Below are 13,053 nucleotides of genomic sequence, written 5' to 3' on the forward strand. Positions count from 1 at the left end.
GGCTTAGGACAACAGTCCGTGGGTAGCCGGGCCGTGCTGGACGGGAAGCGGCGGAGTGCCTGGGGAGGTCGACGCCGCTTCCCCTTTTTTTGCGGCCTCCCCCTTTCTTGCGGCCCCCCTCTGTTTTGCGGCCTCCCGCACTGTCGCGGCCTCCCCGTACGCGTCGCACGCTGCCTCGTCGTATCAGTCGTATCAGCCGTACTCGGGCTGCCACATGGCGTCCTGGACCTGCTGGATCACGTCGTCGAGGCGGGCCCGGGCGACGTCCTCCTCGGCGGCGCGGCGGGCGACGGCCGTGGCGACGACGGCCGACGAGGCGCGCAGGTTCTCCACCTCCGGCAGCAGGGCGGCGCCGGGCTGCGACAGATCGGCGAGGCCGGCGACGGCTTCCGCCGCGGCCTGGAGCATGCCGTCGGTGATCCGATCGGCGCGGGCCACCACGGCGCCCAGTCCCAGCCCCGGGTAGAGGAGGGCGTTGTTGGCCTGGCCGATGACGTACGTGGTGCCGTCCAGCTCCACCGGAGGTACCGGGATGCCCGTGGCGACCAGGGCCTTGCCCCCGGTCCACCGGAGCACGTCCTCCGGCATGGCCTCGATCTTCTCCGTGGGGTTGGACAGCGGCAGGACGACCGGCCGGTCCACATGGCGGGCCATGGAGCGCACCACGTCCTCGGTGAAGGCCCCGTGCTGGGTGGAGGTTCCCACCAGCACGGTCGGCTGTGCCCGGTCCACCACGCTCGGCAGGTCGGCCGGCCTGTCGGGGGGCCACTCGTCGTCGGGCCGCGCGTACGGCTGCTGGTAGTCGCGCAGTCCCTCGGTGGACTGCCGCAGCAGGCCCTGGCGGTCCACGCACCAGATGCGGCGGGTGGCCTCCTCGCGGTCCAGTCCGTCGCGGACCATGGCGTCGCGCAGCTGGTCGGCGATGCCCACACCCGCCGTCCCGGCGCCGAAGACCACGATCCGCTGGTCCCGCATGGGTGTGCCGGTGACCCGTGCCGCGTTCATGACGCAGGCCAGCGTGATCGCGCCGGTGCCCTGCATGTCGTCGTTGAAGGTGCGGATCTTCTCGCCGTACTGCTGGAGGATGCGGCGGCCGTTGCCGGGGCCGAAGTCCTCCCAGTGCAGCAGCGCGTGCGGGAACAGCTCGCCCACCGCCTCCACGAAGGCGGCCACGAACGAGTCGTACGCCTCGCCGCGCACCCTGTTGTGCCGGTTGCCGACGTACAGCGGGTCGTTGAGCAGCGCCTGGTTCCCGGTGCCGACGTCGAGCATCACCGGAACGGCCCGCCCGGGGTGGATGCCCGCGGCGGCGGTGTAGACGGCCAGCTTGCCGACCGAGATCTGCATGCCGCCGACACCCCAGTCGCCGATCCCGAGGAGCTGCTCCGCATCGGTCGCCACCACCAGGTCGACGTCGTCGGGGCCCAGGCCGAGCGCCTGGAACGCGGGACGGACGTCCTGCGGTCGGTCGATGGACAGGTAGACACCGCGCGGCCGCCGGTATTCGTGGCTGTAGCGCTTGATCGCCTCGCCCACGGTCGGGTCGTACACGATCGGCAGCAGCTCGGGGAGGTGGTCGCAGAGCAAGCGGTAATAGAGGACCTCATTGCGGTCGTGGAGCTGTTCCAGGTACACGTTCTTCGCCAAATCGTCCCCCTGCGCGCCCAGTTGCTCCCAGGCGCGCCGCGCCTGGAGCTCCAGGGAGAGCACCGCGGGCGGCAGCACCCCGACCAGGCCGTACCGTTCCCGCTCCTCCTGGGTGAAGGCGACGCCCTTGTTGCTCAGCGGGTCCGCGAGCAGCGCGCGGCCGTTCGGTCCCTCACGGCTGGTGTGGCCTTTTCCCTTTCCCTTGTGGGCGTCCTGTGCACGATTCCGGGGCGGGGCCATCGGGTCTCCTTACGTCGGGCGCTTGCCGTCAGGACTCGTGTGTCACCAGGCCCCCGGGTACCCAGCTCGACACGACGAGGGCACCCTCGCCCCTCCTTTTTGCCGCTCGAGCGGGCCGACTGGCCGGGAACCGTGGAGTCCGGTGGCCGGTCCGAGCGGCTCGGGCGCGCGCGGAGCCCGCCGCTGCCGGCCGCGCTGGGACGCGTGGGCCGTGCTCGGCTGCGGTCAGTAGTCGAGGCTCGGGTACCAGTCGCCGCGGCCCTGGGGCGTCAGGTCGAGGAGGTGCCAGACGGGGGCCAGGAGATCGATGCCGCGCTCGGCGATGTCGTCGCCCATGCGGGGGTGGGCGGAGTAGGAGTGGCGGATCGCGCCGTCGTGGTCACGGGTGAAGACGGACACCGTGGAGTCCTGTTCGCCGTCCTTGTCCTCGCTGCCCAGGTCGTACTTGAACGTACTGTCACCGCAGCTCAGCAGCCGCAGCCGCTGCCAGCCGCGGTCGCGGGCATGCTGCCGCAGGGCGGGTGGGTCGGCGGCCGCGGCGACGGCGAAGTCCGCGCTGCGGGCGATGTGGCGGGCGATGCCGTTGAAGCCGTCGATCCACAGGGTGCACATCGGGCAGGGGCTGGTCTGCAGCTTGCCGTACATGAGGTGGTACACGATCAGCGGACGGTGGGGGGCGGTGAACAGCCCGCTCAGGGTGACCTCGCGGACCGGTGTGTCGCCGGCGTCGAGATCGGCGGGGCCTTCCAGGAAGAGGTAGTCGTCCACGGGCGGCCCCTTGGGGAGGGTCCGTCGTAGGGCCGCGACCTTCTCGCGGTGGCGCATGAGGTCGATCTCGGCCAGGCGTAGCTCTTCGCGGGCTGCGAGGTAGTCCGGTGATTCCCCGGCCAGTCTGGTGTGCCGCCACATCGCGTCCTCCTGGGGTGGCCGCCCCCTCGGTTCCCGCTCCCGCGTCCTGCCTCCCGGCTGCCCGCGTCCCCGAACCGTTCCCTCGAGTCTAGGGCGGCCCCTGGCTCCACCGACAGTCGAGCAGGGTGCCCGTGCGGGAGTACGGCTCACGGGCGGTGCCGCTTCCGGTGATCGCCTTCCTCCGGCCGGAACGGCGGCCACTGATCGGGTGTCTCGTCCGGCGCGAGCCGGGCCAGCACTTCCGTCAGGCGCTCACAGGCCCCCTCGATTTCCCGGAGCGTGCGGTTCCGCTCGGTGACGACCGCCGACAGCACAAGAGCAGTCAGGGACACGGTGCCGTTGAAGGCCTGCAGGATGACCATCTGGGCGAGGAGATCGTGACCGGAGAAGGGCCCCGAGCCGGTGGCCCCCGCGTCGACGGCGATCACGGAGGCGATCAGCACGCAGGGCGCTGCGCCGAGCAGCTGGAAGCGGAAGGCCGCCCAGATCAGGAAGGGTCCGACGAGGAAGAGAAGGTTGACCCTGCTGTGGGTGGCCACCAGGGAGACCGCTGCCGTGCCGCCCAGCAGGGCCGCCGCCTCGGCCCAGCGCAGGACGGACACCCCGCGCGGCCATCGGGCGGTGCGCAGGGCCAGCAGGAACGGGGCGACGACCAGGACACCCATCGCGTCACCCGTCCACCACACCGACCAGGTCGGCCAGAAGTCCTGGGCCGTCAGCGCGCCGGAGGCCACCAGTACCCCCGTGCCGACCGTCGCGCTGATCACCATGCCGATCAGGGCCCCGAGGAAGACCAGCGCCAGGGCGTCCCGCAGCCGGTCGAGAGCGGTACGGAATCCCACCCGCCGCAGGAGAAGGCAGGCGCACACCGGCGCGACCGTGTTGCCGACCGTGATGGCGAGCACGGGGAGGATCGACGGCCCGAGCGTCACGTTCACCAGGAACGCGCCGAGCGCGACGGCCGGCCAGGCACGAAGGCCCCACAGCAGCAGGACGACGAGCGCGATGCCGGTGGGCGGCCAGAACGGTGTGACCTGCCCTCGCACCAGTTGCTGCTGCAACCCGATCCTGGCGCTGACGTAGTAGGCGGCCACGACGGCAGCCAGCCGCAGACCCTCGGCGGCGTACGGCTTCAGCCGCGCGCCGCGCGCCGCGTCGGTCATCCCGGCCTGCCCCGGCGGGCCTGCCGGAGCAGAGGTGCCGCACCGGCGTCGTCCAGGCCGTGCCTGCCGCTCACCCCGGCGCGTGCGTCGGCGAGCTCGCTCGTGACCGGGTCGAAGCCCAGGAACGTACAGGTCACGGACAGCCCGGAATCCAGGGCGACGGACACGTCGTCGTGGCCACCGGACGAGGCGGTGCGGCGGTGCGGCATGGCATCACGCTCCGTGATCCTTCGGAGTTGCGCCATATATCCACTTTCGCATCAGCTCCCCCACCACGAACTGCCGAGCCCCTGCCAGGCGTTCGCCCGAACGGACGCTCGGCCGCGCCCCCGAGCGGCACGTGCGGCACCGCTCCTTCCGTGCCGCAGCCGAGGGCCGGATCCGCCGGAGCCGGACGGCCATGGAGCCCCATCGGGCCTGGTCGCGCCCGCCCCACGAGTCCCGCTTTTCCCTCGATGCACACGCAGCGTCACGGATCGTCCCGTTTGCGGCCGTGCCGACACCCCCATAACTTCAGGTCGTCGGATTATCCCGATAGTGCCGATATGACGCGCATGTCGGCACTCCCCCCGTGACACCGGAAGGAACATCCATGTCGGTGATGACCGGAACCCAACCCCTCCAGCAGTACGGCGCGCAGTTCGGCGGTCAGCAGCAGGGCGGTCAGCAGCAGGGCCCGCAGCAGATCGCCCAGCTGGTCCAGCAGACCATCCAGCAGGCGTGCCAGCAGACGGCCCAGCAGGTCGCGCAGCAGGTGCAGCAGACGATCCAGCAGATCCAGCAGATCCAGCAGCAGCTGCAGCAGCAGCCGGGCATGGCCCAGCAGGCGCACCCGTACCTGGCTGTGGCGCTGCACCGCGCGCTGCACTCGGGCATCCGTCACGCGGTTGAGCAGTCCGTGCAGCAGGCGCTGCCGACCGCGATCGTGTCGCTGCTCCAGCAGAGCCAGCAGGGTCAGCAGGGCCAGCAGGGCCAGCAGCAGTGGGGCGGTGGGTTCGGCCAGCAGTTCCCGCAGTACCAGCAGCAGCCCGGCTTCGGCTTCGGCCAGATGGGTCAGCCGTTCGGTATCGGCTGACCTCCCAGGGCAGCGTGATGCGGTGCGCCCGGAGCAGTTTCCGGGCGCACCGCCTCACCGTGGAAGCGGTCCCCCGTGGAAGCGCCGGCTGCCCCGTCACCCGGATCAGAAGCACGAGTTACGACGTAGGCGTGGTGAAGGTGGACGTGATGGTCAAGGAAAAGCCCGCAAACAGCCGCGCGAGCGGGTCCGGCGGTGGCGCGGGAGCCGGCGGCCCCGGCCCCGAGGACAAAGAGAGGGCACCGGGCACGAAAGGCGCGCGGTCACCGCTCACGGTGCAGCCGCGCCGGGAGCGGTACATGGTGACACCGCTGCCGCGGCATCTGCTCCCACCCGGAGTGCCCGAACTCAGCATGGACGCGGTGTGTGACCAGCTGGACCGGATGCCCGAGGTCACCGTGACCCGCAGACTCCGGCCGTCGGAGAAGCTGCAGTCGGCCGGGCTGCCCCTCTCCTGCCCGGAGATCGCGGTCGTCGAGGCACCCGACACCCAACTGCCGGCGATGCGGACCCTGCACGTACACATCGAGCCGGACCTGCCGCTGTCCGCAGCGGGAATCGCCGCTGGGCCGGCCGCCGGGGTCCTGCCGCTGCGCGATCCGGGGCTCGTCATGCCGCTGGAGCAACCCGTGGAGGTCTCGCTGCGTGTCTGCGGCCCGGAAGGGGAACCGCTGGCCGGCGCCGGAGTGTTCCTGCTCGGGTCGTCGTGGCCCGGCCAGGGCGTCACCGGTGCCGACGGGACGGTCACCGTCACGCTGACCACGGACACCGTGGGCTCCATTCAGTCCCTGTACGTCCGGCCCGTGAGCGGTTACGCCGACCGCTGGATCAATCGTCCGGACCTGTCGGTGAGCGACGAGAACCTCGTCACCCTCGCGCCGCTGGCCAAGTTGTACCCGGGGCTGGAGGAGAGACAGCAGTACGGCTGGGGCCAGCAGGCCATGCGGCTGGACCGGCTGCCTCCCACGTTCCGTGCCTTCGGGATCAAGGTCGCGGTCATCGGCTCGGGTGTCGCCGCCGAGCATCCCGATCTGAAGCAGCGGGTGCGCAACGGGGTCGATCTCGTCCGCGGCACGGAGGAGGGCTGGGCCCACGACACGGTGGGCACCGGTACCCACGCGGCGGGTGTCATCGCCGGCGCGGACACCGGCAAGGGCGTCATCGGCACCGCGGTCGACGCCGAGATCGAGGTCTGCCAGGTGCTGCCCGACGGCTGCTTCAGCGACCTGATCGCCGCCCTGGACCACTGCATCGAACGCGAGGTCGACGTCGCACACATCTCCGTGGCAACGCCGTACCCGTCGGCCCTGGTCTCGCGCAAACTGGCCGACGCCAACGCGGTGGGCATCGCCTGCGTCGCCCCGGCCGGCGACTCGGGCGGACCGATCTGCTTCCCGGGTTCACTGCCCACCGTGTTCGCCGTGGGGGCGATCGGAGTCTTCGGGTCCTTCCCCCCGGACTCCTCCCAAGCCACCCATGTGGGCCCGCAGCTGACACCGGAAGGGTTGTTCGCCGCTCCGTTCAGCTGCTACGGCCCCGGAGTCGACGCGGCCGCCCCCGGCGTGGCCGTCCTGTCGTGCTCGCCGCAAGGCGGATACGCGGCGCTCGACGGCACCGGCACGGCCGCGGCCCACGTCACCGGTCTCGCGGCCCTCGTCCTCGCCCACCACGAGGACTTCCACGGCCAGCTGCTCCCCCGCGGACCCGGCCGGGTGCGGCACCTGTTCGAGATCATCGCCGCCAGCTGCCGCCCGCTGGCCGCCCCGGGCACCATGGAGGCGGCACGCCTCGGACACGGCCTGCCCGACGCCCTCACCGCCCTCGGCCTGGCGCCCGGAGTGCAGCTCGCTCCGGCCCTGTCCCCTTATGCCCCCTCCATGGCCGGTTAGGGCCGCCGGCGGATCGTCCCGCGGACGCGGGGCCCGGCACGTCACGAACGGCACCCATCCCGACGGGACGGGTGCCGTTCGGCTTGCCGCCGGACTCGCAGCCCCCGCACAAGCCCCGAGAATCCCCGCAGGAGCCTCACACAGACTGCACTCAGCCTTTCGAAGGCGTCGTTAGTGTTACAGGCCGCTCGATCCCACGTACGAACGTGACCGGGCCGTGGCCTGGCGGGTCGACGGCATGTCAACTCAGGAAGACGCAGATGGACTACTGCTCCTCGTGTCACCGGCATCTCAACGGCGCCCTGGTGTGTCCCGGATGCGGCGCCTACGCCCCGGACATCGCCCCGGCCACCGCCGACGGCCGTATCGTCCCGGCCCCGGTCAGCACGGTGGTGCTGGGTGCGGCGGCCGCCGCCGCGCCGAAGTCCACGGCCTGGGACTCGTGGCAGGACGGCCGACCCGGTGACGAAGCGGACGCCGCGGCGCTCCGGTTCGGCGGCGAGGAGACGGCCCCGCCGAGCGACCCGTCCGTCGATCTCGACGATGCGCCGACCGCGCCTCAGGGACGGGCGGCACGGCGTCGCCAGCTCGCCCGCTGGAAGAAGAACCAGCGCCGGGCCGTGGTCGCGACCGCCGTCGCACTCGTCGGTGGCGGTCTGACCCTGGCCTCGATGGACCGGCAGTCCGGCGACCGGACCCAGGCGGCCACGGCGCCGGAGGACCCGGGCGGAAGCGCGGTCGAGGAACAGACGGCGCAGGACTCCCGCCCGACGACGACACAGCCCGACACGCACCGCTCCTCGCCCACGGCTCCCGCGCGGACACCCTCGTCCGACACCCCGCGCCGGCAGTACGCGAACGCCTCGCTCCCGACCACGCCGTCACACGCCCAGCCGGACGCCGCCGCCGCTCCTCGTACGGCGGCGGTGTCGGGCCCGCAGCCGCAGTCCACCGCCGGCTCCTCCGGCGGAACGGTGTCCGACGGCACCGACAGCGGCAACGGCAGCCACACGGCGAACTCGGCGGCTGCGCAGAGGTCCGCGGCCACCGCCACCGACGCCACGAACCCGGGAACCACGGGCCCGGGAACCACGGACCCGGGAGCGTCTCAGGCGAGCCCCGCGCCCGCCGCGACCTCACCGTCGGAGGTCTGCCTGCTCGTGCTGTGCCTCGGCTGACGTGACGGCCAGGGGGGAGCGGCTGACGCGTATCTTCGACTGGCCGTGCGGGCGTTCCTCCCAGTCCTCCATGAAGCGGGCATGCAGGCCGTGCTTGCGGGCCAGGGCCAGAAGGGTCTCGGTGCGGTAGTAGAAGTCCTCGCGCAGCACTTGGTGTTCGGTGCCCTCGGTGCGGTCGAAGGTGAAGTCGAAGAACCCGGTGTCGGTCAGCACGCGCCCGACGTGGGCGAGGCACTCCTCGATGACGTCCAGCGGCGAGTGGGAGAAGACGCTGTGCGCGTGAACGACGTCGAAGTGGTCGCTGGGCAGGAAGTCCAGGGTGAGGTCGCCGGTGATGGTCAGGTGCGGCAGCTTCTCCTGGAGGCGGCGCTCGGCGAGGGTCTGCTTGGCGGCGATGAGGATGTCGGGCGATATGTCGATGCCGTAGTAGTGGCCGCTGTCGAGGTGGTCGATGAAGCGCCAGCCGCCGCGCAGGTTGCCGCAGCCGATGTCGAGCATGCGGTGTCCGGGGCGCAGCCCGTGCTCGACGAGGTAGTCGAACTGCATCTGCCCGAGCGCCAGCCAGCGGTCGTGGGTCTGACTGCCGACCGCGGCCTCCGGGTTGCGGCGGGTGTCCGAGGCCATGACGGCCCGGTAGTAGCCGACGTGGTCGGGGTGCTTCAGGCGAAGCCAGGCGTCCCTCCCGGCGCGGCGGAGGTACGGGGCGACGCGGCCGGGATGGCGCAGGGCGTAGCCGACCTTGTGGGTGAGGGCGGCGCGGTTGTTGCGCAGTTTCTTCGGTGACCTGGCGTCAGCGGGCATGGTGAAGCGACCTCCGTACGAGAGCGGCCCTGAAGAAGGGGGCCGATGGCAAGGTGGACCGGGCGCAGGCGGCCCCGGTGAGGGGATGACAGATGCGGTGGGGTGGCGCGGTCAGACGCGGCGGCGCAGCAGGAGGAGGGTGGCGGCCGTGAGCAGGAGGGCGAGGCCGCCGAGGACGGCGGTGTCGGTCCACTGGAAGGTCCAGTAGTCGCCGGCCGGGTTGGCCTCGTAGAAGCGGGCGACGTAGCCGTGCCGGTCCATGCACTCCCTGAGCTCGGCGCCCGAGGGGAAGGGGCAGTTCATCACGTCGTCACGGCGGCCGGAGGCAGTGATCAGGCCGTAGTGGCTGGCCGACCACTTCTCGCCCATGGGCGGCTTGGGGGTGCTGCCGGCGCTGGTGTAGAGATGCGGCGGGACCAGCAGGCGGGTCCTGTGCGTCCACTCCAGCAGGAGGGTCGTCGCCCCGGTCACCAGGAGGGTGAGGCCCATGGCGGCCAGGACCCGGCGGGCCAGCAGACCCAGCAGCGTGCCGGCCGCCAGGCCGAACAGGGCGGCGGCCACGACGCGCGGGCCCGAGCCGCTCAGGGCCGTGTTCTCGTACCAGAACAGGCCGTAGCTCCGGTCCGCGGCCGGCCGCCACCACCATGCGAACACTCCTGCGAGCGCGCCGGAGACGGCCACCGTGGTCACCGCGGCGAGCGCCGTCCGGGAGGCGAACCACTGGCCGCGGCTCACGCCCTGGGCGAGGACCATGCGGTGCGTGCCCAGTTCCCGGTCGCGGCCCAGCAGGGGGGCGCCCCAGAAGACGCCGATGATGACGGGCAGGGCGATGTTCAGCGCGCCGAGGTACTTCAGCGGCTCGACGTCCAGCAGCAGGGGCAGGCCGGTGTCGGACTGCGTGCAGTACAGCGGCCCGGTGTCGCAGTGGTCGAACAGCCCGCTGCGCAGGGCGTCCAGCATGCCCGAGCGGGAGTACGCGGCGATCGCCGCGGCGAGGGCCAGTACGGCCGCGCCGACGCAGACCAGCACCCGCTGCTGACGCCAGGCGAGCCAGAGGGAGCCTTTCACGCCGCTGCCTCCGTCCGCTCGGCGTCGGCCGGGCGCACCGTGTCGCCGGCCTGGAGGTAGCCGATCAGGACGTCCTCCAGCCTGGGCCGCAGGACGTGCCAGTCGCCGCGCAGCGGTCCGCGCTGCCGTACCAGGGCGGTCACCTGTCTGCCACTGGCCCGGCGCTGTACGACGGTGTGCGGTCCGGCCAGGGCGTCGGCCTGGTCGGCGTGTCCGGTCACCAGGGTGTGGCTCTCGCGCACGGTGTCGGCGTCCTCGCTCAGCTCGACGCGGCCGTCCCGCAGCACCAGCACCCAGTCGCAGGTCTGCTCCAGTTCGGGCAGGACGTGCGAGGACAGCACGATGCTCGTGCCGCGCTCGGCGGCCTCGGTCATCAGCGTCGCCATGATCTCGCCTCGTGCCACGGGGTCGAGGTCGGCCATCGGCTCGTCGAGCAGCAGCAGTTCGGGCCGCTTGCCGAGCGCCAGGGCGAGCGCGACGCGGGTGCGCTGCCCGGGGGACAGCTCGCCGACGCGGGCGGTAAGCGGGATGCCACCCTCGCGGACGGTCCGCTCGGCGGCCGCCCGGTCCCACACGGAGTTCAGTTTCTCGCCCATCCGCAGGGTGTCCGCCACGGTGAAGCGGGGATAGAGCGGTTTGTCCTGGGTGAGCAGGGCGACCCTGGCGCGGGCCTCGGGTGTGCCCGGTACGGCGTCCAGTACGCGCAACTCCCCGGTGCCGGCGCGCAGCAGGCCACCGGCCAGGTGCAACAGGGTGCTCTTGCCGGCGCCGTTGCGTCCGACGAGAGCGGTGATGCGGCCGCTGGGCACGGTGAACCCGCAGTCCCGCAGGGCCCAGCCGCCCCGCGCCCGGTACCGGAATCCGAGTCCCGTGGCGCGCAGCGCGGCCGGCGCGTCAGGCCCGGTCATGCGTCCTCCTCTTTCCGCTCCCGGTCGCCCGGGGTGTTGCTGTGTCGCTCGTTGTCGTAGGTGTCCAGGGCGGCGGTGACCAGGGCCAGGATGTCGGCCCGTTCCAGACCCGCCGCCCGTGCGCGTGCCGTCCAGTCGGTGAGTTCCGCGCGCAGCGGCGAGTCGTCCTCGGCGCCGGGCCGCGCGAGCGACCGCGTCACGAAGGTGCCCAGCCCGCGGCGCAGTTCGACCAGGCCGGCCTGCTCCATGTCGCGGTAGGCCCGGAGCACGGTGTTGGGGTTGATGGCGGTCGCCGCCACCACCTCCTTGGCCGTGGGCAGCTTGTCCCCGACCTTCAACGTGCCCATCCGGAGCGCCCGTTCGGTCTGCTCGACGATCTGCACGTAGGCCGGTACGCCGCTGCCACGGTCGATCCGGTACTCGACCACGTCACCTTCCACCGTTTTCAGTGTGCTTCCATTAATGAATTAGTACAAGCATGGTGGAGGCGTCGCCGGAATGTCAATCAGGAGCACTACCCGAGCGGCCCTCGTGTTCGCCGTCGCCCTGACCCTCGCCGCGGTGGGCCAGCAGCTCCTGTTGATCGTCGGCCTGGGCGGCCTGCTGCCCGGCTGGCAGCCCTGGCCCTTCCTGCTGGGCGCGGCCCCGGCCTGGTGGCTCGCGCGCGCCCGGTGGCGGCAGGCGGACCCACCCCGGCCGCTGATCCGGGCGACACGCGCGCTGCGCCGCATACCGGGCCCCGCGTACCTCGTGACCGTGCTGGCGCTGACGGCCGGAATCTGGGCCGTGCTCCAGGAACACGAGCCGCACCTGGGACACGAGGAGGCCGTGTACGCGAACAAGGCCCGCTCCTGGGCCGACGGCACCCCGGACGCGGGCTGGGGCCCCTATCGCCCCCTCGGTCTCCCCGCGCTGGGGCGCCTGGCGCTCGCCGTCCACGACGACGTGGGCAGCCTGCGCGCGGTGGCCCTGCTGCTCACGCTCCTCACCCTCACCACGACCTACCTCGTCGCGGCCCACTGGACCACGCCCCGCCGGGCCGTCGTGGTCGTCCTTCTCCTGCTCTCCGGCCTCGGGTTCCTGCGCCGCGTACCTGAGTTCCTCAACGACATCGGCACGACCGGCCTGCTGCTGATCGTCGTTTTCCTCCTCACGCGCGCCCAGGAGGTCCGGCGCTCGTACGCCCTGCCCGTAGCGGCCGCCGTGGCGGTGGCCGCCTTCTACCTGCGCTACGGCAGCGCGGGCAACCTCCTCGCGACGGCGCTGGCCGCGCTGTTCGCCTACGGCCCGCGCGCCTGGCTCGCCCAGGGCCGCCGCCTCGCCGCCGCACTGGCCGTCCTCGCCCTCGGCCTGCTGCCGCACTTCGTCCACGCCACGCAGGTCACCGGATCGCCGCTCGGCCTGATCCTGTGGGCCGGTTCCCAGGCCAATCGCACCTACGTGGGCGACGGCCTCGTCTACTACCTGGCGATCTTCCCCTACCGCCTGGCCGGAGACCTCGGAGCGGTGGTGATGACCGGCGGGATGCTCCTGGCGGTACGCGCCCTGCGCGGCGGAGACGGTGGGACGCGCGCCGCACGCCGTGTGTTCCTGGGCTCGACGTCCGTCCTCGTCCTCGTCGTCCTCGGTCTGGTGACGGACGGAGAACCGCGGTTCGTCTACCTCCCGGTCATCCTGCTCACCGTCCTGGGGGTCGAGGCCCTCGCGGAACTGACCGGGCGCAGGAACAGGGGCCTGCTCGCCGCCGTCGCGGGACTGGCCGGCCTGACCACCATCGGCACGGCCCACGTGGTGGCCCACGGAGCGATGCCCGGCCCCGACCGCCTCAGCCGCTCCACCGTCCCGGTCGCCGAGCGGCTCGCGACGAACGACCCCTGCCTCCTGGTCACCGGCTACGAACCGGAGATGGGCTGGTACTCGGGCTGCGACGCGGTCACCTACGCCCAGTACCGCCGCATGACACCGCCCCCAGGAACCCACGTCACCCTGGTCCTCTTCGAACACGGCCGCCTGCAACCGGACGACACCGCCCTGGCCCGCCTCATCGCCGGCCGCGACACCACCGTGCGCACGATCCCCACAGACGGCGCACTGGGGACGGCGACAGTGATCACGCTGGCTCCGGTGTGAACGGGGACCGTGTGTGCCGATGCGGGTGGCGACCTGGATGCTGCC

The 13,053-nt window shown here is 72.2% G+C and carries 12 protein-coding genes; 4 read left to right on the top strand and 8 right to left on the bottom strand.

Annotated elements, in window-relative coordinates; all coding sequences use genetic code 11:
- Positions 1-192: 192 nt before the first annotated feature.
- From IE263_RS01150 to IE263_RS01165, 4 genes are all read right to left on the bottom strand, one after another.
- Positions 193-1,887, bottom strand: a complete 1,695-nt coding sequence (locus IE263_RS01150; RefSeq protein WP_189931219.1) for an NAD-dependent malic enzyme — start codon at positions 1,885-1,887, stop codon at positions 193-195.
- Between the two features lie 225 nt (positions 1,888-2,112).
- A complete protein-coding gene (locus IE263_RS01155; protein ID WP_189931221.1) occupies positions 2,113-2,796 on the bottom strand; it encodes a DUF899 family protein in 684 nt (227 codons plus the stop codon).
- A gap of 146 nt (positions 2,797-2,942) precedes the next feature.
- A complete protein-coding gene (locus tag IE263_RS01160) occupies positions 2,943-3,959 on the bottom strand; it encodes an MASE1 domain-containing protein (RefSeq protein WP_189931223.1) in 1,017 nt (338 codons plus the stop codon).
- The gene (locus IE263_RS01165) at positions 3,956-4,204 is read right to left on the bottom strand and encodes a hypothetical protein (RefSeq protein WP_189931224.1); all 249 of its coding nucleotides are present in this window, start codon (positions 4,202-4,204) and stop codon (positions 3,956-3,958) included. The genes IE263_RS01160 and IE263_RS01165 overlap by 4 nt, the downstream gene beginning before the upstream one ends.
- 356 nt (positions 4,205-4,560) lie before the next feature.
- Between IE263_RS01165 and IE263_RS01170 the strand changes: the two genes are divergently transcribed.
- The 3 genes from IE263_RS01170 to IE263_RS01180 all read left to right on the top strand — a co-directional run bounded on the left by IE263_RS01170 (position 4,561) and on the right by IE263_RS01180 (position 8,101).
- Positions 4,561-5,034: a hypothetical protein gene (locus IE263_RS01170; RefSeq protein ID WP_189931225.1), complete on the top strand. Its 474-nt coding sequence runs from the start codon at positions 4,561-4,563 to the stop codon at positions 5,032-5,034.
- Positions 5,035-5,333: 299 nt separating this feature from the next.
- Positions 5,334-6,923, top strand: coding sequence for a S8 family serine peptidase (locus tag IE263_RS01175; protein WP_229910738.1), 1,590 nt, complete (start codon positions 5,334-5,336; stop codon positions 6,921-6,923).
- A gap of 260 nt (positions 6,924-7,183) precedes the next feature.
- On the top strand, positions 7,184-8,101 hold the full coding sequence (locus IE263_RS01180; protein WP_189931227.1) for an SCO2400 family protein: 918 nt from the start codon (positions 7,184-7,186) through the stop codon (positions 8,099-8,101).
- Here IE263_RS01180 and IE263_RS01185 read toward each other — a convergent pair.
- The 4 genes from IE263_RS01185 to IE263_RS01200 all read right to left on the bottom strand — a co-directional run bounded on the left by IE263_RS01185 (position 8,060) and on the right by IE263_RS01200 (position 11,318).
- Positions 8,060-8,902 carry a class I SAM-dependent methyltransferase gene (locus IE263_RS01185; RefSeq protein WP_189931228.1) on the bottom strand — a complete coding sequence of 281 codons (843 nt, stop codon included), beginning with the start codon at positions 8,900-8,902 and terminating at the stop codon, positions 8,060-8,062. The genes IE263_RS01180 and IE263_RS01185 overlap by 42 nt on opposite strands.
- 111 nt (positions 8,903-9,013) lie before the next feature.
- A complete protein-coding gene (locus IE263_RS01190; RefSeq protein ID WP_189931229.1) occupies positions 9,014-9,970 on the bottom strand; it encodes an ABC-2 membrane transporter-related protein in 957 nt (318 codons plus the stop codon).
- A complete protein-coding gene (locus tag IE263_RS01195) occupies positions 9,967-10,878 on the bottom strand; it encodes an ABC transporter ATP-binding protein (RefSeq protein ID WP_189931230.1) in 912 nt (303 codons plus the stop codon). The genes IE263_RS01190 and IE263_RS01195 overlap by 4 nt, the downstream gene beginning before the upstream one ends.
- Positions 10,875-11,318 (bottom strand): GntR family transcriptional regulator, encoded by a 444-nt coding sequence (locus IE263_RS01200; protein WP_189931231.1) that lies wholly within the window; start codon positions 11,316-11,318, stop codon positions 10,875-10,877. The genes IE263_RS01195 and IE263_RS01200 overlap by 4 nt, the downstream gene beginning before the upstream one ends.
- 58 nt (positions 11,319-11,376) lie before the next feature.
- Here IE263_RS01200 and IE263_RS01205 point away from each other — a divergent pair, with 58 nt between their 5' ends.
- Complete coding sequence (locus tag IE263_RS01205; protein ID WP_189931232.1) at positions 11,377-13,008, top strand: glycosyltransferase family 39 protein; 1,632 nt, start codon at positions 11,377-11,379, stop codon at positions 13,006-13,008.
- Positions 13,009-13,053: the final 45 nt, after the last annotated feature.

This window comes from Streptomyces aurantiogriseus (genome assembly GCF_014649375.1).
Classification (GTDB): Bacteria; Actinomycetota; Actinomycetes; order Streptomycetales; family Streptomycetaceae; genus Streptomyces; species Streptomyces aurantiogriseus.

Excerpts from the sequence above, each read along its gene's own strand:
- IE263_RS01155 (WP_189931221.1), bottom strand. The coding sequence starts at position 2,796 with ATGTGGCGGCACACCAGACTGGCCGGGGAATCACCGGACTACCTCGCA.
- IE263_RS01185 (WP_189931228.1), bottom strand. The coding sequence starts at position 8,902 with ATGCCCGCTGACGCCAGGTCACCGAAGAAACTGCGCAACAACCGCGCC.
- IE263_RS01205 (WP_189931232.1), top strand. The coding sequence starts at position 11,377 with ATGTCAATCAGGAGCACTACCCGAGCGGCCCTCGTGTTCGCCGTCGCC.
- IE263_RS01160 (WP_189931223.1), bottom strand. The coding sequence starts at position 3,959 with ATGACCGACGCGGCGCGCGGCGCGCGGCTGAAGCCGTACGCCGCCGAG.
- IE263_RS01180 (WP_189931227.1), top strand. The coding sequence starts at position 7,184 with ATGGACTACTGCTCCTCGTGTCACCGGCATCTCAACGGCGCCCTGGTG.
- IE263_RS01150 (WP_189931219.1), bottom strand. The coding sequence starts at position 1,887 with ATGGCCCCGCCCCGGAATCGTGCACAGGACGCCCACAAGGGAAAGGGA.
- IE263_RS01165 (WP_189931224.1), bottom strand. The coding sequence starts at position 4,204 with ATGGCGCAACTCCGAAGGATCACGGAGCGTGATGCCATGCCGCACCGC.
- IE263_RS01195 (WP_189931230.1), bottom strand. The coding sequence starts at position 10,878 with ATGACCGGGCCTGACGCGCCGGCCGCGCTGCGCGCCACGGGACTCGGA.
- IE263_RS01175 (WP_229910738.1), top strand. The coding sequence starts at position 5,334 with ATGGTGACACCGCTGCCGCGGCATCTGCTCCCACCCGGAGTGCCCGAA.
- IE263_RS01170 (WP_189931225.1), top strand. The coding sequence starts at position 4,561 with ATGACCGGAACCCAACCCCTCCAGCAGTACGGCGCGCAGTTCGGCGGT.